Annotated in this window: 20 protein-coding genes; 8 read left to right on the top strand and 12 right to left on the bottom strand. The window is 59.6% G+C overall.

The window, feature by feature from the left end:
* Positions 1-71: 71 nt before the first annotated feature.
* Positions 72-2,297, top strand: coding sequence for a TonB-dependent siderophore receptor (locus KVQ74_RS05355; RefSeq protein WP_217829946.1), 2,226 nt, complete (start codon positions 72-74; stop codon positions 2,295-2,297).
* 116 nt (positions 2,298-2,413) lie between these two features.
* Here the strand turns inward: KVQ74_RS05355 and KVQ74_RS05350 are convergent, their stop codons facing one another.
* From KVQ74_RS05350 to KVQ74_RS05305, 10 genes are all read right to left on the bottom strand, one after another.
* Entirely contained in the window at positions 2,414-3,487 is a 1,074-nt protein-coding gene (locus tag KVQ74_RS05350; protein ID WP_217829945.1) for an NAD(P)/FAD-dependent oxidoreductase, read from the bottom strand.
* A 51-nt stretch (positions 3,488-3,538) separates the two neighbouring features.
* Positions 3,539-4,723, bottom strand: coding sequence for a PAS domain-containing sensor histidine kinase (locus KVQ74_RS05345; protein WP_217829944.1), 1,185 nt, complete (start codon positions 4,721-4,723; stop codon positions 3,539-3,541).
* Complete coding sequence (locus KVQ74_RS05340; RefSeq protein ID WP_217829943.1) at positions 4,716-5,528, bottom strand: alpha/beta fold hydrolase; 813 nt, start codon at positions 5,526-5,528, stop codon at positions 4,716-4,718. Before KVQ74_RS05340 ends, KVQ74_RS05345 begins: the two co-directional genes overlap by 8 nt.
* A 444-nt stretch (positions 5,529-5,972) precedes the next feature.
* Positions 5,973-6,434, bottom strand: coding sequence for an L-alanine exporter AlaE (gene alaE / locus KVQ74_RS05335; RefSeq protein ID WP_217829942.1), 462 nt, complete (start codon positions 6,432-6,434; stop codon positions 5,973-5,975).
* A gap of 159 nt (positions 6,435-6,593) precedes the next feature.
* Positions 6,594-7,910, bottom strand: coding sequence for a purine-cytosine permease family protein (locus KVQ74_RS05330; RefSeq protein WP_217829941.1), 1,317 nt, complete (start codon positions 7,908-7,910; stop codon positions 6,594-6,596).
* A 111-nt stretch (positions 7,911-8,021) separates the two neighbouring features.
* The gene (locus tag KVQ74_RS05325; RefSeq protein ID WP_217829940.1) at positions 8,022-8,996 is read right to left on the bottom strand and encodes a 5-oxoprolinase subunit C family protein; all 975 of its coding nucleotides are present in this window, start codon (positions 8,994-8,996) and stop codon (positions 8,022-8,024) included.
* Entirely contained in the window at positions 8,993-9,865 is an 873-nt protein-coding gene (locus KVQ74_RS05320) for a 5-oxoprolinase subunit B family protein (protein WP_217829939.1), read from the bottom strand. Before KVQ74_RS05320 ends, KVQ74_RS05325 begins: the two co-directional genes overlap by 4 nt.
* Positions 9,862-11,235 (bottom strand): acetyl-CoA carboxylase biotin carboxylase subunit, encoded by a 1,374-nt coding sequence (locus tag KVQ74_RS05315; protein ID WP_217829996.1) that lies wholly within the window; start codon positions 11,233-11,235, stop codon positions 9,862-9,864. The genes KVQ74_RS05320 and KVQ74_RS05315 overlap by 4 nt, the downstream gene beginning before the upstream one ends.
* 10 nt (positions 11,236-11,245) lie before the next feature.
* The gene (locus tag KVQ74_RS05310) at positions 11,246-11,491 is read right to left on the bottom strand and encodes an acetyl-CoA carboxylase (protein WP_217829938.1); all 246 of its coding nucleotides are present in this window, start codon (positions 11,489-11,491) and stop codon (positions 11,246-11,248) included.
* Between the two features lie 95 nt (positions 11,492-11,586).
* Positions 11,587-12,345: a 5-oxoprolinase subunit PxpA gene (locus KVQ74_RS05305; protein WP_217829937.1), complete on the bottom strand. Its 759-nt coding sequence runs from the start codon at positions 12,343-12,345 to the stop codon at positions 11,587-11,589.
* Positions 12,346-12,470: 125 nt separating this feature from the next.
* Between KVQ74_RS05305 and KVQ74_RS05300 the strand changes: the two genes are divergently transcribed.
* The 3 genes from KVQ74_RS05300 (at position 12,471) to KVQ74_RS05290 (ending at position 17,452) form a co-directional block, all read left to right on the top strand.
* The gene (locus KVQ74_RS05300; RefSeq protein ID WP_217829936.1) at positions 12,471-13,388 is read left to right on the top strand and encodes a LysR family transcriptional regulator; all 918 of its coding nucleotides are present in this window, start codon (positions 12,471-12,473) and stop codon (positions 13,386-13,388) included.
* A 266-nt stretch (positions 13,389-13,654) separates the two neighbouring features.
* Positions 13,655-16,060 carry a glucose/quinate/shikimate family membrane-bound PQQ-dependent dehydrogenase gene (locus KVQ74_RS05295; protein ID WP_217829935.1) on the top strand — a complete coding sequence of 802 codons (2,406 nt, stop codon included), beginning with the start codon at positions 13,655-13,657 and terminating at the stop codon, positions 16,058-16,060.
* Positions 16,061-16,153: 93 nt separating this feature from the next.
* Positions 16,154-17,452, top strand: a complete 1,299-nt coding sequence (locus KVQ74_RS05290) for a carbohydrate porin (RefSeq protein WP_217829934.1) — start codon at positions 16,154-16,156, stop codon at positions 17,450-17,452.
* A gap of 76 nt (positions 17,453-17,528) precedes the next feature.
* On the opposite strand, the gene KVQ74_RS05285 is transcribed toward KVQ74_RS05290, so the two are convergent.
* Together KVQ74_RS05285 and KVQ74_RS05280 are read right to left on the bottom strand one after the other, a co-directional pair.
* The gene (locus tag KVQ74_RS05285) at positions 17,529-17,726 is read right to left on the bottom strand and encodes a YbdD/YjiX family protein (protein WP_217829933.1); all 198 of its coding nucleotides are present in this window, start codon (positions 17,724-17,726) and stop codon (positions 17,529-17,531) included.
* A gap of 2 nt (positions 17,727-17,728) precedes the next feature.
* Positions 17,729-19,786, bottom strand: a complete 2,058-nt coding sequence (locus KVQ74_RS05280) for a carbon starvation CstA family protein (protein ID WP_217829932.1) — start codon at positions 19,784-19,786, stop codon at positions 17,729-17,731.
* Between the two features lie 277 nt (positions 19,787-20,063).
* Between KVQ74_RS05280 and KVQ74_RS05275 the strand changes: the two genes are divergently transcribed.
* From KVQ74_RS05275 to KVQ74_RS05260, 4 genes are all read left to right on the top strand, one after another.
* A complete protein-coding gene (locus KVQ74_RS05275; protein WP_217829931.1) occupies positions 20,064-21,425 on the top strand; it encodes a cache domain-containing protein in 1,362 nt (453 codons plus the stop codon).
* A gap of 32 nt (positions 21,426-21,457) precedes the next feature.
* On the top strand, positions 21,458-22,090 hold the full coding sequence (locus KVQ74_RS05270; RefSeq protein WP_217829930.1) for a response regulator: 633 nt from the start codon (positions 21,458-21,460) through the stop codon (positions 22,088-22,090).
* An 81-nt stretch (positions 22,091-22,171) separates the two neighbouring features.
* A complete protein-coding gene (locus tag KVQ74_RS05265; protein ID WP_217829929.1) occupies positions 22,172-22,756 on the top strand; it encodes a TetR/AcrR family transcriptional regulator in 585 nt (194 codons plus the stop codon).
* A gap of 250 nt (positions 22,757-23,006) precedes the next feature.
* A complete protein-coding gene (locus KVQ74_RS05260; protein ID WP_225929864.1) occupies positions 23,007-23,504 on the top strand; it encodes a winged helix-turn-helix transcriptional regulator in 498 nt (165 codons plus the stop codon).
* Positions 23,505-23,506: the final 2 nt, after the last annotated feature.

Here is a 23,506-nt window from a genome sequence, read left to right as displayed (position 1 = left end):
TGAAGGACTATTCACCGCTTTTGCTGAAAACACAGGCATGCAGCCACCCGAAATCCGCACTTTTTATCGCCATGGGATTAAGCGCGGTTGCAGGCTTTATCAGTCCAAATGCCGTCGCCGACGCCGTCGAGCTGGATGCGGTGAATGTCCAGGCCAGCCTGCCCCAGGCCAATGAGAGCAACGAGCAGCTCGGCTACACGGTCAAGAGCACCACCAGTTCCACGGGGATGAAACTCTCGCCACGAGAAACCCCGCAGTCGGTCACGACCATCACCCAGCAACAAATGGCCGACCGCCAGATCACCAACATCGAACAGGCCCTGGAAGCCACGCCGGGCATCAGCGTGAGCAAGTCGGAAGTGGGCGGACGTACAGAGTTTCGTGCTCGCGGTTATCCGGTCACCAACTGGAAAGTCGATGGGCTGCAGGTTCAGGGCGGATCTGACTTCAGTGGCAGTGGCAACGCGCTGAATATGGACATGTACGAGCGTATCGATATCGTGCGGGGAGCCAACGGCCTCCTGGGTGGAACGGGCGATCCTTCGGCGACGATCAACCTTATTCGCAAGCGTCCCGGCACCGAGTTCGGCGGCAAGGCTTACGTCACCTATGGCAGTTGGGACAAACGCCGTCTTGGCGCGGATCTGAATTTGCCACTGTCGGAAGACGGCCGGCTGCGTTCGCGTTTCGTCATGACGCAGCAGGACGCCAACTCCTTCCGCGATCAGCAATCGGATCGCTCGCGGGCAGCCCTGGCCAATTTCGAATTCGACCTGACGGATGCCACGACCATCGGCGCGGGCTATCAGTATGAGTACTCTAAAACCGTGGGTGGCGGCTGGGGCGCCAACATTCCGATCTGGTACGGCAACGGCGCCAAAACCGACCTGCCACGCAGCACCAATGTCGTGCCGAGCTGGAGCTTCGGCGAGTTCACCACCCGCACCACGTTTGGTTCGCTGGAGCATCGCTTCGACAACGACTGGAACCTGAACCTTAAAGTCGCGCAGAGTACTACAGATGCGTTGAACCACCGTGGCCTGGCCAAAGTGAACTCGGCCGGCGCAGGTACTTATCGTGGGTACTGGAATCAGGACGGTAGCGGCGCGGTGCTCAACGGTTTGCACAGCTCAACGGACACCACCCAACAGTCGGCACAGGTGGATTTGACCGGACCTTTCAGCCTGTTCGGCCGCACTCACCAGGCCATGTTCGGCTACAACGACAGCCGCACGGTGGCGTGGGTGCCTCAGTATCGCTGCAACATGGTCAGCTCAAGCCGTATCAGCGCCAGTTCTCTGGGCTGTCAGTTCAGGGCCAACAACGGCTTTGCGCTCAGCGACTGGCGAAATGGCGTCAACGACGACTATTCGATCGTCGCGCAACAAACCGGCCTGCACACCAAGACCACCACCCGCCTGCAAGGCATGTACGCCGCCACCCGCTTGAGCATTACCGATCCCCTCTCGGTCATCCTCGGGGCCCGGGTCAGCGACTACAGCAACACCACGCTCGCAACCTCAGGCGCACGCAGCAATCAGCAGGAAAACGGCATCGTCACGCCGTATCTGGGGGCGGTGTATGACCTCAACGACACCTACTCGCTCTACGCCAGCTACACCGACATTTTCAGCCCGCAGAGCGAAGAAAGCGCCAGCGGCAGCAAGATCGAACCCATCCGTGGCCAGAGCTATGAAACAGGCATCAAGGGCGAATGGTTCGACGGCGAGGTCAATGCGCAGGTGGCGTATTTCCTGACCAAGCAGGAAAACAAAGCGGTCACCGACGGCGATAATCTGACCCCTTCCGGCGCCACGGCGTACAAGGCCGGAACAGGCGTGGAAACCGATGGCATCGATATCGAAGTGTCCGGCGCCCTCACCCCGGACTGGAATGTCTACGGCGGCTACACCTACCTGCACATGCGTCGACTTGACGCCGATGGCCGCAATGATCCGTCGCACCTGTTCCGCGCTTCGACCACCTATCGTCTGTCCGGTGCGCTTGACCGCCTGACGCTGGGCACCGGCGTGACCGCACAGACCAACATCCGCGTCACTTCCACGCCGGCAGGCGCTCCAACCAACGGCGTCAGCCGTGGCCCGACCGACGTCAACTGGTCTGGCTATGCGATCTGGAACGCGATGGCCAAATACGACATTACCGATGACACCTCGCTCACCCTGAATGCCAACAACCTTTTCGACAAAACCTACTACACCCGATACGGCTTCTATGCCGGCGCCATTTATGGCGATCCGCGCAATCTGTCGTTGACCCTAAGTACTGCGTTCTGATGTCTGGTCGTGTTACCTCCCCAAGGTGAGCCAGACGCCTGAACGCACTACCGAAGCCCGCCTCGTGCGGGCTTCGTCTATTTGAGCGGTAAGAGGTTACGGTGTGGTCGAGTCGGTCAATCAGCCTGGAAGAACCGATCCGGCCGGCACGCAGCCAGAGCAGGCGCGACCTTCAGGTCGACTATCTCTTCGCTGACGCGCCGGCCCACCACCGCTGCCAGGGTCACTCCCGGGTGCATGGCGCAAATGTAGACACCGTTGATTTGCGGCAGATAGCCGATGATGGGAATACCGTCTTCAGGCATTGGTCTGAGGCCGACGCAGGCCACTTCCGCTTCAATCGCAACGACGCCGTCGAGCTCATTCTGAATGGCCCTGGCGGTACGTAAAGCGATGGCTTGCGGCCGGTTTTCCGGGGTGTTGTCCAGATAATCTTCGGCGGCCAGCAACGTACCGTCCGCACATTGCCGGACTTCCATCTCAGGGCTGGAAATGAGAGTGCGCACCAGATTGGGCCGGGCCTTGTAGCGGATGAAAATCGCCGGCGATGCCGTTACAGGAACAGGCGTTTGAAGTTGTTCAGTCAGCATTTTGATTCCCGTACCAGCCGCCATTACGACAACATCGGCATCAATCACGCCTGACGCAGTTTCAACGCCGATCACTTGGTTACCCTTACTGATGAAGCCGTCAACGGGCGTGTGCGTGAGAATCTTCGCCCCGTTCTGGCGAGCGCCGCCAACCAATGCGTAAGTCGCGGCCACTGCGTCCAGCGCGCCTTCTTGCGCTGCAAACATAGCCTGCCGTGGTGGACGTTTGAGATGGGGTTCCAGTTCGAGTATTCGAGCGCGCGATACCAGGTTCGCCGACAGCACCCCATCGGGCGGCGGTGTCTGATGGGCATCCGCACCGTAAGACAACGCTCCGGTCCAACGGATGTCGAGACCTGGCACCTGCGCCTCAAGTCGTCGGTACTCCTCGATCGCCGCGCCACGCAGTTGTGAGATGGGATCAGATCCGCAATGTGCGGCCGTGATCCAGGCGAACGAGGTTGCGGTCACGCCTGAAGCTATTTCCCCGGCATCCACAAGCGTGACATGCGCCTTTTTGGCAGACAGGTGATAGGCCAGGGAGGCACCAACGATGCCCGCCCCCACAATGACGATTCGTTTGTCTCGATGACTTCTCATGCTGACGTCCTGTCGTACGAGTAGCTCCGTGGCCGGGTGCAGCAACCTGGATTAACTGCCGACCTGCTCCGGCAACTCCACGGGCAACCGAATGGTGAACGTGGTGCCATTGGCCGCGTTCGAGGTCATGGCAATCGTGCCGCCGTGCGCTTGGGTAATCTGCCTGACGATGAATAACCCGAGCCCCACCGAGCGTATTGAATCCTGATGTTCGGTCCCCCTTGTCATGGGTTCGAACAAGGCCGGCACCAATGCCTGATCGATGGCCGGCCCATGATTGTGAACGCTCAGAGTGACGTTTTCCTGCGACAAGTCAGTGGTCAGTGTGATCGGGAACCGCAGGTCGCCATAGGCCACGCTGTTCGCGACGAGGTTACCGATAATCTGCTGCAATCTGTCCGGGTCCACGCCGAAGGTGCCACGCCCCCGCGAGTAGTGACGGATATTTGCCTTGGCGAATACAACCCTGAGTTCACTCACGCTCTCGTCCACCACCTTGAGGAGGTCGACCTCCCGGCGACGGATGCTGATGCCTTGCCCCATCCTGACCGAGGCGAAATCCAGCAGGTCAATGATCATGCGCTGTGCCCGGTCAGTCGAGTCGCCGATGCTGGCCAGCAAACGGTGCGCCCTGTCGCTTTGTGCTTCCTGCTCGAGCAACTGGCTAGCCATTTTGATGGCGGTCATCGGATTTTTCAGGTCATGGCTGACGACAGCGACCATCTGCTCAGCGAAGAGTGCGCGATGCTGAGCCTCTTCATAGGCCTTGGCGAGCTCGGCTTGAGCGCGGTGCAATGCGGCCTCAGCGCTGATTTTCTCCGCCAGCAGCTTTTCGGCTTGCTGCATCGCCAGAAAAACCGCCCGCTCGCTACGGTCACGCTCCGTCGTGGCAAACAGCGCCAGATGAAAACGTACTCCATCACTCGTTACACGCCGGACACCGTTGAGCAGCATGGAACGCACAGATCCGTCGCTATGCCGCAGATCAAGCTTCACCTCCGCCACAGAGCCCTGCTTGTTCATCAATGGCCCCCAGTGGGTGAGCTGAAACGTTCGCCCGCTGACCGTCAGCAACTGATCGAAACTGCGCTCCTGCAAGGATGTTTTGTCGTAGCCCAACCAATCACTGAACGTCTGATTGCAACGCAGCAGGGTGCCATCCACGGCCATAACGATCAGTCCGCAGGGGGCGTTCTCGAAAAACGATTCTGTGAACAGCTGGGCTGTGTCATCCATGAACAAGACCATATTGTGTGAGAAATGCATCGATGGCCGCAGAGCAAGCACTCGGAGCACTCAACTGCGGATAGTGGCCCATGTTGTCAATGAGGGTCAGCTGGCTGTCAGGTAGAACACTGTGCAGATACTCTCCGACGTCAACCGGCACCACCGGGTCGCCGGTGCATTGCAGAATCAAGGTCGGTATCGGCAGCCCGGCGAGGTCCTGCCGGTGATCGGATAGATAGATAACGCGAGCGAAATGTCTGGCGATCTGCGCATCGGTACGGCAAAAGCTGCCGTGCAATTCTTCTGCGAGCGCCGGCTGTTCCGGTGCGCCCATCAGCACAGGCGCCATGGTGCTGGACCAACCGAGGTAGTTCTCATCGATGGTGGCGAGCAATTCGTAGACTTCATCCAGAGAAAAGCCCCCGGTGTACGTGCCGGAGTCGATGTAGCAAGGCGAACCGCCAATCATGGCCAGGCCAGCGATCCGTCCTGGTCGCTGAACCTGTGCCAGGGCTGCGATCATTGCGCTCACCGAGTGCGCCACCACGACCACTGGTCCGGTCGCGTACTCGTCGATGATTTCGTTGAGATCCGAAGCGTAACCCCACAATGAAGCGTACTTTTCGCGATCATAAGCGCTGAGGTCTGATTGCCCCGCGCCGACCAGGTCATAGGTGATAACGCGAAAACGCTTGATGAAATGTGGCAGCAACAGCTTCCACATCGATTGATCACAGCCGAAGCCGTGGGACAGGATCAAGGTTGCGCTGCCGTCTCCGGCAATATGCACATTGTTACGTTTTTGCAGGTTCATGACCTATCCCGATGTCGTCCAGCGTTGTCTCGAACAGTGACTCTCCGCCGAAGCTAACAGTGAGAATAGTCAAGGTGTGAAGTGGGTTGAGTGCTTTGTTGAGCATGCAGCGTCGTCCGCAAAATCAGGTTGCTTGAGTTTTCGGACGCAATGCTGCACAAGCGTACAAAGTCTGATCCAGGGGCTACCATACGCGACAATCACCTCGAACGTGCAGACTTCCCTGCATATCATGGAATGCCGGAGTAGCAGATGACTGCGCTGTCGCAGATCGGGCCATGAAATAGGCTGTGAGTGAGGCGTGCGCTCCAGTGTATCTGCGAGTTCGCAATCCTCAGACGGGGCGATTGTCCCAATTGAACGATTATGAAGCGGGGATCAATTAGATCCCCTAACAGTTACCGGCTTTGATTATCCCAATATTCTTTCGCCGATAACGTTCATTCAGCTATTCAACGACATTGGCTTGTCACCGCCCGGAGGCAACCCGAACAACTTTCTCACTCCGTTCAGAAACGCACCATAAGGTCGCCCCAAAAACAGCATCATCAAAGCCGCCCCAAGAGTACCGCGTACCAGGTCACCGCCCGATGCACCACTGAAAGCAATGATCGCTGCATAGATGGGCACCTGAAAGCTGACCAGCGCAATGCTGTCCCAAAACACTCTGGACACCCTGCTCTGATTGGCCCGTGTCATCACCCAATCGCGCCAGACACCATAAGGCCTGGCGACGGGGATCATCAACGCCGCGCCCAGTAGACGTGCGTACAGAACCTGATTCCAATCCATGCCGGCAATGAAGCGTTCATTGATAATCCCGGTGGTGGTGAAAAACAGGATCAGTGCTGTGGTATCGGCAAAAAACGCAGTCCGGTGCTTTGGTCGTTGCAGGCGTTGATGCAAATCCCCTCTCCCGTCATGGCTTGAACACAACAGTTGCCAACGAGATCCGTAGAGCCGTTGTCGTGCGTTGCGTTCAAGCATGGCGACGAAAGGCACGCGTGCCATCGACCTCTACACACAGAGACTGCTTGCCCTGTTCGAATTCCCTGCCTGAAGTCCTCACTCAGTCAACGGTAACCGGACTTTCCGGGATAAACCCGACTGCAAGGCAAAGGCAAGTATCACCGTTGCAGGCGCTGAAAAACTGCTCAGCCCATCGCCTGCAAACATCAACGCCAGTCCCAGCGCTGTAGCGCTGATCCACGCCGTCAAACCGACAGGGTTGAACGCCTCCACACGTTCAAGTGCCGCCGCATCGTTGCGTCCGTAGACAGTCTGCGCCAACGCCACACCGACCCAGGCCACCACAAAAATCCCTTGATAGGCCAGAGCCTTGAGCAAGTAGGCGAACACGTCCGCCAGCATCAGGCCGTACACGACCACCCCCACCACCAATGCCCACGCCAGGTACGAACCCCGTACGCCAAATCGGCCGAAGAACGCCTGCATGTTCAACGTCGCCAGGTAGTAATTGGCCGTGTTGATGCGGGTCTGCGTCGCCCAGACGAATACCAGCCCCCACAAACCCATCAACTGCAGGATCGCCATTACCACCGACACTTCGTTCAGCGCACCTTCGTGGGGAATGCTGCTGACCAGATAGATCCCCGCCGCGCCATTGAGCAAAAACGTCACCGCGTAGAACGGCATGCCGAAGTTCCAGCGACCGTGATACCCGGCGTCTTCAGTTTTGCCGAAACGGGCGTAGTCGAAGGTGAAGAGCATCAAAATCCATACGCCCATGTAGGCGACAAAACAGTGCCACCAACCGTACGGGCTGGGCATTTGGGGGCCGAAATCCAGCCACTGCGGTTGGTAGCCATAACGGTTGATCGACAGCCCCACCGCCACCAGCAAACCGCCCAGATACACCGGAAGCAATACGCCGTTGAGCTTGTCCAGCCAGTGTTGCACGCTCCCCAGGATCATCGGCACGCTGTACAAAACCACCACCAGCGCCGCCAGCGGATAGACCAGTTCCGGGTACAGGTGATTGAGCGCTACGGCGATCACCGAACCTTCAAACACCGCGTAGTAGATCGCGGTAGAAAAGAAGATCAACGTTGCCAGACACGCTCCCGTGCTGCCGAACAACAATTTTGAGAACAACGCCACCGACAAGCCGCTGCGGATGGCGAATCGGCTGAGCACGCTGTTGACCAATCCATAGCTGATCACTGACAGCACCATGCCGATCAGTGCATTGCGCGCGCCGAAGGACAAGGCCAGTGAAGCGCCGACCACGATGTAGAACATTGCGCTGCACACCGCCCACCAGGCCATGGTCAGCGAAAGGCGGCCCATACGGGCTTCGGTTGAAACAGGATGATGGGCCGGGTCCTGCCCGGTCTGACTCGATTGCGATAAAGCAGCCATATGCGTGAACTCCAGAACCAGTCAAAGGTTGAAGCGCGGGCAGCCGTCACCGCACCGAAGTGCGGCGTTGGCTTACCGTTTGGCATGGCCCGCGCGATGCGGCGGGCAGAATCAGGAAGGGAACAGCATGCTCAGGCAGCTGAGTTTTTTCTTATAGGAACGGCGCGCTTGCAGCGCCTCCTCCAGAGTCACCGCAACAAAACGGGCTTTCTGGTTGGGCTGCATCTGGCCGATCAGATCGAGGTCGGCGCTGATCACCGTGCCGATCATCGCGTAACCGCCTCCGGACACCGCGTCACGGTGCAGGACGATCGGTTCAAGCCCGGCCGGCACCTGAATTGAACCGATCGGGTAGCAACTGTCGACAATATTCGAGGGATCGGAACCGGCACCGAACGGCTGTTCACGCGGTTGAAAGCTCAGCGCGCTGCCGCCCTTGAAGCGATAACCGATGCGATCCGCTTCCGAGCCAACCGTCCACGGCTCGGCGAAGAAACTCTTTGACGCCGATTCGCTCAGGCGCTCGTAATACAGGCCTGGAACCACTCGCAAAGTAATTTCGCCACCCAGCGACTGCCGTAATGCCATAGGCAAGCTGGCCCCGACACGGCCGTTGCCACCGGCAACGCCTATTGGCAATTCGTCTCCCGCGACCAGTCGGCGGCCGTGAAAACCGCCAAGTGCTCCGAGCGCGTAGGTCGAACGACTGCCGAGCACCAGCGGCACATCAATCCCCCCCGATACAGCCAGATAGGCCCGGGCACCCGCCTTGGGGAAATCGAACCGCAACACTTGCCCGGCCTTTACCGAGAAGGCCGTGTCGTGGTGCATCTCCACGCCGTCGACCCGTGGTGTCATGTGTGCACCACAAACCGCCACCAGGGCGTCCTGCTGAAACTCGAGTTCCGGCCCGAGCAGCGTACACTCCAGCGCGCCCAGACCCGCCGGGTTGCCGACCAGTTGATTGGCCGCGCTCAACGCGTATTGATCAAGTGCGCCTGACGGCGGAATACCCAGGTGGTAATAGCCTTCGCGGCCAAGATCCTGTACCGAGGTGGCCAGACCGGGTTTGAGTACCTTGATCATGCCAGCACCTCCTGCAGCGACTTGGGATAACCGATCGGATCGGCCAGAAAGGCGTCCAGGGAAAACTCCACCGGACGAATCCGCAGGTCAAAACTCCCTGCCTCCACGTCAGCTACGGCGCGGTCATAGGCCGCCCGGTCCATTGGCTTGAACTGCACGATGTCGCCCGGACGGAAAAACACCATGTGCTCTTTCAGGTAGGCGAGGTTCTGTTGCGGGTCGTAGATCGGTGCCGGCGTCACGCCAAACATCTGGTAACCACCGGCACCGCGCACCGAGTAAATGCAGCCAAAGCAACCGCCATGGCCGAGGGTCAACTTCGGTGTGTCCGTGCGAGGCCGCAGGTACTTCGGCACCTGCAACTGGCGTTCGCGCTCGACCATCTGGAACATGAACGGCAGCCCGGCAACGAAGCCGACCATCGACACAAACCACGGGGCGCCACTGTGAGCCGCAATAAAGGTATCGACGTCCGCCAGGCCATTGATCCGTGCGGCGTATTCAAGATCGGTGGCACTCGGGTCTTGGTGACGATCGCGAAAGCGCATCAGAGTTTCATGAGTCCAGGGGTCGTTGTAGAGCACCGGAATCTCGATGATCCGTGTTTGCAACGTGCGCTCGGCGACGGCTTCGGCCTCGGCGCCTTGCACCGCTTCGAGCAAGGTTTGCGGGGCGATACGATCCGGATCGAAGCGGATCTGGAACGAGGCATTGGCCAGGCACACATCGAGCACGCCATCGAGCGCCAGTCGCTCCACTGCGCGGGTGACCGCAAGCCCCTTGAAGAACGCGTCCAGAGACATGCTGTCGCTGACTTCGGCAAACAAATGCTCATCGGCGCCAAAGCTGTATCGGATCGGCTTGCTCATGCTTCACCTCTGCTGCGGCGCGCGGCCAGCCAGATTTCCAGGGTGCCGGTGTGAAAGTCTGCTTTGTGCAGCCACGGTTGCTCCAGTAACTCGCCGTGCAGCGCCAGCGTGCTGGCCATGCCGGTGAGCGTGGTTTGCTTCACGGCAAGCTGTGCCCGAGCCAACGCTTGTGTCCGATCAATGCCATGCACGATCACCTTGGCCAGCAGCGAATCATAGTAAGGCGGCACGCGGTAGCTCTGATACAGATGCGTATCGACGCGAATGCCTTCACCCTGCGGCCAGATCAGTTGCTCAACCAGCCCCGGGCAGGGAAAGAAATCGCGCTGCGGATCTTCGGCGTTCAGGCGCATTTGCAAGGCTGCACCGTTCAGTTGAATGTCACTTTGCTTGAAACCGAGCGGTTCGCCACCGGCAATGCGCAACATTGCCTGGACCAGATCGATGCCGGTGATCAGTTCGCTGACCGGATGTTCGACTTGAATCCGCGTGTTCATCTCAATGAAGAAAAACTCGCCGGTGACATCGTCATACAGGTACTCCAGGGTACCAGCGCCTTTGTAGCCCAGCGATTCTGTCAGGCGCACGGCACTGGCACAGAGTTTTTCCCGCTGCTGCTGGCTGAGGACTGGTGACGGTGCTTCTTCAAAGATTTTCTGCCGCCGGCGCTGCAAGGAGCATTCGCGCTCAAACAGGTGCACCGCATTGCGGCCATCGCCCAACACCTGCACTTCAATATGCCGGGCCTGGCCGATAAACCGTTCCAGGTACACCGCGCCATTGCCGAACGCCGCCTGCGCCTCGCGCTGAGAGCGGGGAAATTCTTCGCTCAGCTGTTGGGCATTCTCCGCCAGACGAATACCGCGTCCGCCACCGCCGGCCGAGGCTTTGATCAACAGTGGGAAGCCCACGGTTTCGGCAGCCTTGAGCGCCGCCTCAACGTCGAACAGTTCTCCCGCCGATCCCGGTACTACAGGCACCCCCGCCGCTTGCGCGGTGCGACGCGCCTCGGCTTTATCGCCCATGCGCCGGATTGTCTCGGCACTGGGGCCAACAAAAATGGCTCCGGCGGCAGCAACCGCTTCGGCGAAATCAGCGTTTTCCGAAAGAAAACCGTAACCGGGGTGAACCGCATTGGCGCCCGTGGCTTTCAGGGCAGCGAGCAATGCCTCGACGTTCAGATAGCTTTTATCGGCGCGGGCCGGGCCGAGGATATGCACCTCATCGGCCATGCGTGCGGCGAGGGAATCGACGTCCGCCTCACTGCAGGCAGCGACGGTGGGAATGCCCAGTTGTCTGGCGGCACGGATGATCCGCACCGCAATCTCGCCACGGTTGGCGATCAGTAATTTATGAATGCCTTGAGTCATGATCACGCCCTCACTCGTCGTCGAGTGTTGCTATGACTTGACCCGGCTCCACCGGATCTCCGTCTTCTACCAGAAAGGCACTGAGGCGACCGGCCGTCCCGGCGGTCAGTTCGGAAAACTGCTTCATGACCTCGATCAGGCCAATCACCGTGTCGGCGCTGACCTGCGCGCCCACCTCGACGAAGTTCGCCGATTCCGGGGTGGCTTTGCGATAGAAGGTCCCTGGCAAAGGGGTGATTACAGTGTGTTCGGCCATGTCTGTTCCTTCTTGGAATAGTTGTAGAAAGGCAGGCAAAAAGTGAATCGTGGTGCATACCCTGGCCTCTGGGTGCCAGGTGATGTCGCGAGAGGTCAGCGCGGTGCGCGCACCTTGATCCCGGCGTTGTCGAGGGATTTACGTGTGGCTTGAACCAAACTCAGTGCGCCGGGCGTGTCGCTGTGCAAACAGATGGAATCGAATTCGATTGCCAGATCCTCACCCTCGACCGTACGCACCACGCCTTGCTGACAAGCGCGAAGCACCCGTGCGGCGACTTGGGCTGGATCGTAGGCACGTACGTTGCGGGTAAATACGATGGAGCCGCTAAGGTCGTATTCGCGGTCGGCATAGAACTCGCGGATCACCGGCTGGCCGAGTTCTGTCGCCACTCGCCAGATCACCGAATCAGGCATGCAATACAACAGCAACTCAGGCTCCAGACGTTGCAGGTTTTCCACCAGCAGGCGGGCAGCCTCCTCGTCCCGGGCCAGGTGCATGTACAAGGCCCCGTGGGGTTTTATGTGTTGCAGGGACACACCCTGCACCCGGGCCAACTCGCGCAAGGCGCCCAGTTGATAGAGCATGTCGTCGACCAGTTCCTGGGCCGGAGCGTTGATGTGCCGGCGGCCAAAGCCGACCAGGTCCCGAAATCCCGGATGCGCGCCGATGGCCACACCCAGGCGCTTGGCCTGCTCGACGGTCCGGCGCATGGTGCCGGGGTCGCCGGCATGAAAACCGGTGGCGACATTGGCGGAACTGATAAACCCCATCAGCTCGTTGTCGACACCATCACCAATGGTCCATGGGCCGAAGCCTTCACCCATGTCCGAATTGAAATCTACTGCTTGCATGACGCTGGCTCCTGGCGCTTGTGACTGCATGCAGGCCACGTTAGATTTCTGCCACCCCCTTGGGAAGATCTATTATCAGATAGGCTATCTTCTGAAAATCAGATACCTATTCGCCCGGAGTCTTCATGTCCCTGACGCTGCGCCAAATTCGCTACTTCGTTGCCACGGCCGAGATCGGGCAGATTTCCCAAGCGGCGATCCACCTGAATATTTCCCAGTCGGCGGTGACCACCGCGATCAAGGAGCTGGAAGGATTACTCGGCACGTTGTTGTTCCAGCGCTCGGCCCAAGGCATGAGCCTGACGGATGCCGGGAGGCATTTCCTGAACCGCGCCTACGTGATTTTGCGCAGTGTCGATGACGCGCTGAACAGCCCGTTGCCGGACATTCGTGCCAGTGGCGTATTACGCCTGGCCGCGAGCTACACGGTGATAGGCTATTTCCTGCCGCACCATTTGCAGCGACTGGAGCATTGGCATCCCGACGTGGCCATCGAAGTCCACGAACAGGAACGGCAAGCAATCGAGCAAGGCTTGCTGGAAGGTCGGTTCGACATGGCGGTGGTGCTCACTGCCAACCTCACCCACCCGGATATCGTTTCAGAAACACTCTTCAACTCTGAACGCCGGTTATGGCTGCCCAGCCACCATCCGCTGTGCGAGCGTTCGGCGGTCAGTCTTGCCGACGTGGCGAAAGAACCGTTCATCCTGCTGACCGTTGACGAGGCAGAACAAAGCGCCATGCGGTATTGGGAAAACGCCCGCCAGCAGCCGAACGTCAGAGTTCGGACCAGCTCGGTGGAAGCCGTGCGCAGCATGGTCGCCAATGGCAGTGGCGTGGCAATCCTTTCGGACCTCGTGCACCGCCCCTGGTCGCTGGAAGGCAAGCGCATCGAAACGCTGACGATCACTGACAAGGTGACCGCGATGAGTGTCGGCCTGGCGTGGCATCGCGAGCGAGAGTTCAGTCCGGCGATGCAGGCGTTCCGTACGTATTTCCATGATGCCTTTCTGGCACCGCAACAGCATTTCGCGCGTCGTTAACACTCAGGAAGTGTCCTCCGCGCCTTGAAGTTTGGAGGGCTAACCTGCATCCGCCAAAATCCATACCTGTCAAAACTCTTCCCCTTCCTGACAAAAAAGCCACTTTTTCAAACGCTGCAGAAATCCCCGCGAATCCCCGAGACGCAAGCCCGTGCTCGTTCTGGCAAGCCTTCGGGCAGCCAACTACGCTTCATGCTGAATTAGTGATTTAACTAGGTAGTTACCTATCTATATAATGCCCGCCTCATTTCAACGGGACATTCAACGTGAAGCAGAGTCAACGCCTCTCGGGCATATCAACATTCATTCTGGTGGGGCTGGGCGTGGTCATCGCCCTCCTCGGCCTGGCACTGGCCGCTGGCGGCGTGAAATTGGTCAGTCTGGGAGGGTCGTGGTACTTCCTGGTGGGTGGTCTGGTCATGGCCATTTCCGGTTTGCTGATCGCTCGCTGCAAGCCGGCCGGCGCCTGGTTGTTCGCCGTATTTCTGCTGGGTACGGCGATCTGGGCGGTGAGCGACGCCGGGCTGGTGTTCTGGCCGGTGTTCTCGCGCCTGTTCATGTTCAGCGTCGTGGGCCTGGCGGTGACGCTGGTCTACCCATTGCTCAAGCGTGCCAACGGCGGTGTGCCGGGTCGTGGCGCTTATGCCGTTGCCGCCGTGCTGGCCGTAGCGATCGCCGTGGCTGCCGGCAACATGTTTGTCGCCCACCCGACCGTTGCCGCCACTGGCACCGGCCCTGCCCTCACTCCGGTCGAACCGGAAAAGGCACAGAAGGATTGGGCGCATTACGGCAATACCGAAGGCGGCAGCCGCTTTGCCGCGCTGGATCAGATCAACCGCAGCAACGTCGACAAGCTGCAGGTGGCGTGGACCTACCACACCGGTGACGTCGCCGAGAGCGATGGCAATGGTGCCGAAGACCAGCTCACCCCGCTACAGATCGGCAACAAGGTATTCATCTGCACCCCGCATAACAACCTGATTGCGCTGGATGCCGACACTGGCAAGGAACTCTGGAAAAACCCGATCAATGCCCAGTCGAAAGTCTGGCAGCGTTGCCGTGGCATGGCTTACTTCGATGCCACCAAGGCAATCGCTCAGCCGAGCAACTCGACCATCATCGAAGCCAAACCCGCGCCGGCCGCCAATTGCCAACGCCGTTTGCTGACCAACACCATTGATGCGCGTCTGATCGCGGTCGACGCCGACACCGGCGAGTTCTGCCAGGGTTTCGGCCACAACGGCCAGGTGGATCTGAAGGCCGGTCTGGGCGATGTCCCGGACAGCTACTACCAGTTGTCGTCCGCTCCACTGATGGCGGGCACCACCGTGGTGGTGGGCGGTCGCGTCGCCGACAACGTGCAAACCGACATGCCCGGCGGCGTGATTCGTGGTTTCGACGTCGTCACTGGCGCCATGCGCTGGGCGTTCGACCCGGGCAACCCGCAGGATCGCAACGCACCGGCCGACGGCAGCACTTATGTGCGCAGCACGCCGAACAGCTGGGCGCCGATGTCCTATGATCCGGCGACCAACACGGTGTTCCTGCCAATGGGCAGCTCGTCCACCGACATTTATGGTGTCGAGCGCAGCAAGCTTGATCACACCTACGGCGCCTCGATCCTGGCGCTGGACGCCACCAGTGGCGCAGAAAAGTGGGTGTACCAGACCGTCCACAACGACCTCTGGGACTTCGACCTGCCAATGCAGCCAAGCCTGATCGACTTCACCAAGGACGGTAAAACCGTACCGGCGCTGGTGATCGGCACCAAGGCCGGGCAAATCTATGTGCTCGATCGCGCCACCGGCAAACCGTTGACCGACGTTAAGGAAGTGCCGGTCAAGGCCTCCAACATCCCTAACGAACCTTACTCGCCCACCCAGCCGAAATCGGTCGGCATGCCGCAGATCGGTGCCCAGCACCTGACCGAATCGGACATGTGGGGTGCGACGCCGTATGACCAACTGCTGTGCCGAATCGATTTCAAATCGATGCGCTACGACGGCCTGTACACCGCACCGGGCACCGACAAATCGCTGAGTTTCCCGGGTTCGCTGGGCGGCATGAACTGGGGCAGCATCTCCACCGACCCGGTACACGGTTTCATCTTCGTCAACGACATGCGTCTGGGCCTGTGGATTCAGATGATTGCGTCGCAGAACAAGGGCCAGGCCACCTCCGGCGGCGAAGCACTGAACACCGGCATGGGCGCCGTGCCGCTGAAAGGCACGCCTTACGCGGTGAACAAGAACCGCTTCCTGTCGGTTGCCGGCATTCCGTGCCAGGCACCACCGTTCGGCACGCTGACCGCCATCGACATGAAGACTCAAAAAGTCGCCTGGCAAGTTCCAGTCGGCACCGTTGAAGACACCGGCCCGCTGGGTATCCGCATGCACCTGCCGATCAAAATCGGTCTGCCGACCCTCGGCGGCACCCTGTCGACTCAGGGTGGCTTGATCTTCATCGCCGGCACTCAGGACTTCTACCTGCGCGCCTTCAACAGTGGCAATGGCGAAGAAGTCTGGAAAGCGCGTCTGCCGGTGGGCAGTCAGGGTGGCCCGATGACTTATGTGTCGCCGAAAACCGGCAAGCAATACGTCGTCATCACTGCCGGTGGTGCCCGTCAGTCGACCGATCGCGGCGACTACGTGATGGCTTACGCCTTGCCGTAAACCGCCGCCCTTCTTCATTGCACTTGTGCGCGGCACCTTCGGGTGCCGCGCCGTTTTCTGTCTATGCCCAAGATTTCAGCAGGAAGTTTTTACATGTCATTGGCTGTTCGCTTTACTCATTCCGGCGTTTTCACCGGCGTGCTGTTCGGTCTCACTTGCAGCGCTACCCTGCCCGCCTTCGCCGATACCGATTCGAATCTGTTCACCCGCAATACCCTGACCGGCGACTGGGGCGGACTGCGCCACCAGCTCGACGAAGACGGCATCAAATTCACCGGTGACTACAGCGGCGAGACCGCCTACAACGCCGACGGCGGTCTGCACCGCTCGGCGCGTTACTCGCAGAACATCAAGCTCGGCGCGCAATTCGACCTGAGCAAACTGTATGGCGTGGACAACGCCGGCAAGATCCAGCTCACCATCAACGACCGACGCGGCAACAGCGCCTCGGAAGACCTGGTCGGCAACCGTCTGCCGATCCAGGAAAACTACGGCGGCCTCTATACCCGCCTGACCGAACTGAGCTACGAGCGCACGCTGTACACCCCGGCGCTCAACGTCAAACTCGGCTACATGGCCATGGGCAACGACCTCGGCGGCCTGGACAGCGGCATTCTCTGCAACTTCATGAACGCCGGGTTCTGCGGTCACCCGTTGAACATGTCCGGCGGCAGCGGCTGGACCAACTACCCCAATGCCCGCCTCGGTGTGCGAGTCAAATACGACCTGTCCTCCGCCTGGCAACTGCGTGTGGCCGCCTTCAACGTCGATCCTGAAAGCAATGGTAATTCCAGCCGTGCCTGGCACCTGGGACCGAAACACACCACCGGCACCGTGGTGCCGATCGAACTGGTGTACAAGCACGCCGGCAGCCTGCCCGGCGAATACAAGCTCGGTTATTACTACGACAGCTCCGAGGTAAAACGCATCGGCAGCGATAAGGAAGTATCCGGGCGCGGCGGTCATTATCTGCTGATCGATCAGGCGGTCTGGCGTTCGCCGACGTCCGAGGGCCGCAGCCTGCATGCGTTCGGCCAGTATTCGGCCGCGAGCGAAGCAGCTTCGCCGTTCAGTAAGTGGTACGGCACCGGCGTGGTTTTGTACAAACCGTTCGAAGGCCGCCCGCGTGACACTGTCGCTTTAGGTTATGGCCGCGCCGTGCCCAACCCGCGCAGTCGCGATGTACAACAGGACGCCGCGCTGGCCAATGGCGCTGCGTTCCCGAACCTGGACAGTGCAGAACAATTGATCGAACTCGGTTACGGCTATCAAGCCACCCCCTGGCTGACGCTGCGTCCGAATGTGCAATACATCATCGAACCGGGCGCGTTTTCCGGGCAGGACATCGACAATGCACTGGTGGTGGGATTGCAGGTGAAGGCTGCGCTCTGAGCGCTCGACTTGCGGGGATTCGGTTCTACAACCACAAAAAAGCGGGAGTGACTCATGTCACTACCCGCTTAACAGATCAACAGCACTTAGGCCCGGCCTTGCTACCGTATCGGGCCTCCTGGCGCTCCCGGAAGAACGCCTCGTAGTCCATCAACGGCTTGTCCGGGTGTTTGCTTTGCATGTGTTCGACATAGTTATCGTAGTCAGGCATCCCCACCATCAGGCGCGCGGCCTGACCGAGGTATTTGCCGAGCCGATTGAGGTCGTTGAACATGATCAGGCATCCGGTACGGCCTGGTATGGCGCTTCTTTGTCCGTCCGCTCTTTTTTGCCCCAGGCCGCGACACCGACCTTGAGTGCAAAGAACAGAATGCTGAACACCACGAACAGGAACAGCGCAGTCAGTGTTGCGTTGGTGTAGGCGTTGAAGATCACGTGTTGCATCTGATCGATACTTTTGGCCGGTGCCAGCACCTGATTATTGGCCAGGGCATCGCTGTACTTCTTGGCCAGGGCCAGGAAGCCGATTGCCGGGTTGGCGTCAAACAGCTTGATGAAGCCTGCGGTGGTGGTGCAGATCAGCAGCCAGGCCGCCGGCAGCAAGGTGACCCACACGTAACGCTCGCGTTTCATTTTGATCAGCACGACGGTGCCGAGCATCAGCGCGATACCGGCCAGCATCTGGTTGGAGATACCGAACAGCGGCCACAGGGTATTGATGCCGCCCAGTGGATCGATCACACCTTGATACAACAGATAACCCCACATCGCCACGCAGCCAGCGGTCGCGATCAGGTTGGCGGTCCAGGATTCGGTACGGCGCAACGCTGGTACGAAAGAGCCGAGCAGATCCTGCAGCATGAAACGCCCGGCACGAGTACCGGCGTCGACAGCGGTGAGGATGAACAGCGCTTCGAACAGGATTGCGAAGTGGTACCAGAACGCCATGGTGTTCTCACCCGGCAGTACGTGGTGCAGGATCTGCGCGATACCGACCGCCAGGGTCGGCGCACCGCCGGCACGGGCCAGGATGGTGGTTTCGCCGATGTCGTGAGCCACGGCTTGCAGGGCTTCCGGGGTAATTGCAAAGCCCCAGCTGCTGACGGTCTGCGCAACGGCAACGGCGTCGGCGCCGACCACGGCGGCCGGGCTGTTCATGGCGAAATACACACCTGGATCGATCACCGAAGCGGCGACCATGGCCATGATTGCCACGAACGATTCCATCAGCATGCCGCCGTAACCGATGTAACGGGCGTGCCCTTCACTCGCCAGCAACTTCGGCGTAGTGCCGGAAGCAATCAGCGCGTGGAAACCGGACACCGCGCCGCAGGCAATGGTGATGAACAGGAACGGGAACAGACCACCCTTCCACACCGGGCCAGAGCCGTCGACGAACTGGGTCAGCGCCGGCATTTTCAGCTCGGGCATGGTCACCAGAATGCCGATTGCCAAGGCGACGATGGTGCCGATTTTCATGAAGGTCGAGAGGTAGTCACGCGGGGCCAGAATCAGCCACACCGGCAGTACCGCCGCAACGAAACCATAACCGATCAGCATCCAGGTGATCTGGATACCGGTAAAGGTAAACACCTTGGCCCACACCGGATCGGCGGCGACTTGCCCGCCCAGCCAGATCGAACCCAGCAGCAACAGCACACCAATGATGGAGATTTCGCCGATGCGCCCCGGGCGGATGTAGCGCATGTAGATACCCATGAACATCGCGATCGGGATGGTCGCCATCACCGTGAAAATGCCCCACGGGCTCTCGGCCAGCGCCTTGACCACGATCAGCGCCAACACCGCGAGGATGATGATCATGATCAGGAAGCAACCGAACAGCGCGATGGTGCCAGGGATGCGGCCCATTTCTTCGCGCACCATGTCGCCAAGGGAGCGGCCGTTGCGCCGGGTCGACATGAACAGAACCATGAAGTCCTGAACCGCGCCCGCCAGCACCACGCCGGCGATCAGCCAGAGTGTGCCGGGCAGATAACCCATCTGCGCCGCCAGAACCGGACCGACCAGCGGACCCGCGCCAGCGATGGCCGCGAAATGGTGACCGAAAAGAACGTGTTTGTTGGTTGGAACGTAGTCCAGACCGTCGTTGTTGAGTACGGCGGGCGTGGCTCGATTGGGGTCCAGCTGCATCACTTTATTGGCGATGAACAGGCTGTAGTAGCGGTAGGCAACGAGGTAGATAGCGACTGCTGCGACTACGATCCAGAGGGCGTTGATCGCTTCGCCGCGGCGCAGGGCCACGACACTCAGCGCAATCGCTCCAAGGACAGCCACGGCAAACCAGGCGAGGTGTTTAGCCAGACGGGGCATAGCTTGTCTCCTGCCGACAACCAGGGGCTGCGGCGGTAATTTTTATAATTGTGTCCGCGATGCGGAGCTGGCCCAATATCTGCGCATCCTGTCATCAAAGAAATCCGCGTTACTACGTACGCGCCACCTACGTAGTTCTACGTAGATGCCACGCGGGTGCCGGTTTTACGCTTCAACGGATCGTTTCGAGCCGTCAGTCATTCCGTCCGCCAATGTTTAAGGCCGGGCGTATCTTTTGACATATGATGCCGAGCCGTCGCCCCGGACAGGAGCCCCCATGCAGCTCAAACACAAAATCGTCGCCCTTGGAATTCTGCCGCTCGTACTGGCGATTGCGGTGATCTGTGGGTTGGTGATTTCCCTCAACCGCCAGTTGGGCGATCAGCAGGCGCAACTGATTGAAGACAGCATTCTGGCGAGCAAGCGTGCGGAGCTGAAAAACTACGTGGAAATGGCGCAGAGCCTGATTGCGCCGCTGTATGACGATGGGCGCGGCGATGCCCATGCGCAGCAACAAGTGCTGGAAGAACTGCGCAAGCTCAGCTTCGGCATCAACGGTTACTTTTTCGTCTACGACCATGAAGGTCGCAGCCTGATGCACGCGCGCCAGTCGGAACTGGTGGGCCAATACCTGTGGGACATGAAGGACCCACACGGTTTACCGGTGATTCAGGCGTTGCTCAAGAGCGCTCAATCCGGCGAAGGCTTTCAACGCTACGCCTGGAACAAGCCCTCCTCCGGCCAGGTCACCGACAAGCTCGCCTATGTGGTCATGCTCGACCGCTGGGGCTGGATGCTGGGCACCGGCATCTACATTGAAGACGTCGAGCGCGCCACTCAGCAAGCGCGTACCGAAGTGGCCATGGGCATTCGCAAAACCATGATGGCGATAGGCGTTGTCGCCCTCGTTGCCGTACTGTTCGTGTTCGCCACCGGGATTACCCTCAACGTCAGCGAGCACCGTCTGGCGGACAAGAAACTGCAGCGTCTGACGCAGCGCATCGTCAGTCTGCAAGAGGAGGAACGTTCACGGGTCTCCCGCGAGTTGCACGACGGCATCAGCCAGGTACTGGTCTCGATCAAGTTTCAGTTCGAACTGGCCAGCCATGTGCTGGAGAAGGGACAGGACAATGGCCTGACGATTTTGAGAAATGCCACCGAGCGGCTTGGCGAAGCGATTGGAGAAGTGCGCAGCCTGTCTCACGACTTGCGTTCTTCGTTGCTCGACACCCTGGGTCTGTCGGCGGCCATCGGCCAGCTGGCGGCGGAATTCGAGCAGCGCAGCGGCCTTGCGGTGACCTACAACGACAACGAATTCGATTGTCATCTGGTCGATGGCGCAGCGGTGTCATTGTTCCGCATCGTGCAGGAGTGTCTGACCAACATCGAACGCCATGCACAGGCAAAAAACGTTTCCATTACCCTGCACGGCACGGACGACAACATTCGCCTGACCGTGGTCGATGATGGTGTGGGTTTCAACGTCGCTCAGGTCCAACGGCGCCATGCCGGAATCGGGCTGCGCAACATGCGCGAGCGGGTTGAGCACTTTGGCGGTCGCTTCGATCTGATTTCGACGCCGGGGCGCAGTGAGCTGGACGTGCTGCTGCCCATGAACCCTTCCGTCGACAAATCCTGACGCCTCCCAAAACAATAAGAGTGAATACCGCAATGAACCTGCCCTCTCCTATCCGCGTCGCCTTGGTTGACGACCACTCTCTGGTCCGCGACGGCATCAAGGCCCTGCTGGCGGTCATGCCGCCTCTGGAAGTGGTGGGCGAAGCCGAAAGTGGCGCCGAGGCGATCGAAATGGTCGGACGCTGCCAACCGGACCTGCTGCTGGTGGACATCAGCCTGCGCGACATGAATGGCCTGGTGCTGACCCGTGTGCTGCGCAGCCAGTACCCGTCGCTCAAAGTGCTGGTCCTGAGCATGTACGACAATCATGAATACGTGAGTGAGTCCCTGCGCTCAGGTGCAAGCGGCTATGTGCTGAAGAATGCGCCGTCGCGAGAAATCCTTGCGGCCATCGAAGCCATCACCAGCGGCGGTACGTTCTACAGCGCCGAAATCGCGCAAAGGCTGATTGCCGACAAGAACAGCGACAGCGAGCTGACGCCTCGGGAACGCCAGGTGCTGTCGAAGATGGCGCAAGGGTTGAACAACAAGGAAATGGCGCGGGAACTGGACATCAGCGTGCGCACCGTGGAAACCCATCGCCTGAGCATTCGCCGCAAACTCAACATCGACAAACCGGCGGCGCTGGTCAAATACGCGATCGATCACGGGCTCATTTCGCACTGACTGAAGAGTCTGAGTGATCGTTTACTAAACGAGCGACATGCTAAGCTCCGCCGCATGTCAATCCATCGCTGAGATCCACCCATGCGCTACTCCAAAACGCACAAGGAAGAGACACGATCCAGACTGCTTGAAACCGCACGAGCCATCACCAAGAAAGGCGGTTTCGGCACGACCGGCGTTGACGCGTTGATGTCCGCCATCGGCATGACGGGCGGTGCTTTCTACAGCCACTTCCCCTCCAAGCAGGCACTGTTCCAGGCGGTGATTGAAGACGAGATCCGAAACAGCACCGAAATGCTGGCTGGCGATCAAAACCAGTCAGGGGAGCAGTTGGAGCAATGCTTGCGCACCTACCTGAGTACCTTTCACTCGCTTCATCCCGATGAGGGGTGCGTGCTTCCCGCATTGGGCGCAGAGATCGCACGCGCCGAACCCGAAGTGCGCCAGACGGTCGAGAAAGGGTTGAAACACATTCAGCAGGCCTGGGCCAGACGTGTCGACGATCCGGAGGCTGCCTGGGCCATTCTCGCTCAATGTGTGGGTGCCTTGATGTTGTCCCGCGTCGTGGCGAAGGAGCAGACCCGCAAGGAAATCATTTCCTCGACGCGCCATACCATTGAGAAGCACTACTTGCGTCAACCGCACGGCGAATCGGTGGATCGCTGATACGGCCCCTCCCCGCATCGTCGGTGATTTGTTGCCCCGCGCCATTTGGCTGCGGGGCTTTTTTTTGCTTGCTCGTTACTCCATCGAGTTTCCCTCCCCCTCCGAAATTGGGTTCGAGCACGAACCGATGACCGGCATCGACGCTTTAGAAAAGTCACTTCCATGATGAAATTATCTATGTAATATTATTTGCATAATATTTCACCACTTACTGTGGAGAAGCCCGATGAAAAGAGCCAGCTTTCAATCTATGCCTTGTCCGGTCGCCCATACCCTTGAGCACATTGGTGACGGCTGGAGCCTGTTGATCCTGCGTGATGCCTTCTACGGTCTGCGCCGTTTCGACGAATTCCTCAACAGCCTGGGTATCGCGTCGAACACCCTGACCCGCCGCCTCGGCGCGCTGACCGCCGCCGGTCTGCTCGAACGCCGTCCTTATCAGGACAACCCGCCCCGTTACGAGTACCTCCTCACCGAAGCAGGCCGGGATCTACGCCCGGTCATCCTCACGCTGATGGCCTGGGGCGCCCGCCACACCAGCGGCTCGGACAAGGTTTTCCTGGCCGACGAAGCCACTGGCAAACCTGTGGATCTGGTGTTGATGGACGCCAACACCGGCAAGCCCATCACCCACGAGGGCCACCGGGTGCATGTGTCGCAGGACGCCGACGAATTGGCCAAATGGCGTGTGCGCGCCGGTCAGGCCTATCGCGAGGCTGATGCCTTGATCAGCCACTTCCCCCATTAACG

The organism is Pseudomonas botevensis, assembly GCF_019145475.1.
In the GTDB taxonomy this organism is placed as follows: Bacteria; Pseudomonadota; Gammaproteobacteria; order Pseudomonadales; family Pseudomonadaceae; genus Aquipseudomonas; species Aquipseudomonas botevensis.
The sequence above is the reverse complement of the archived record's forward strand: the minus strand, read 5'-3'. Positions and strand labels throughout refer to the sequence as shown.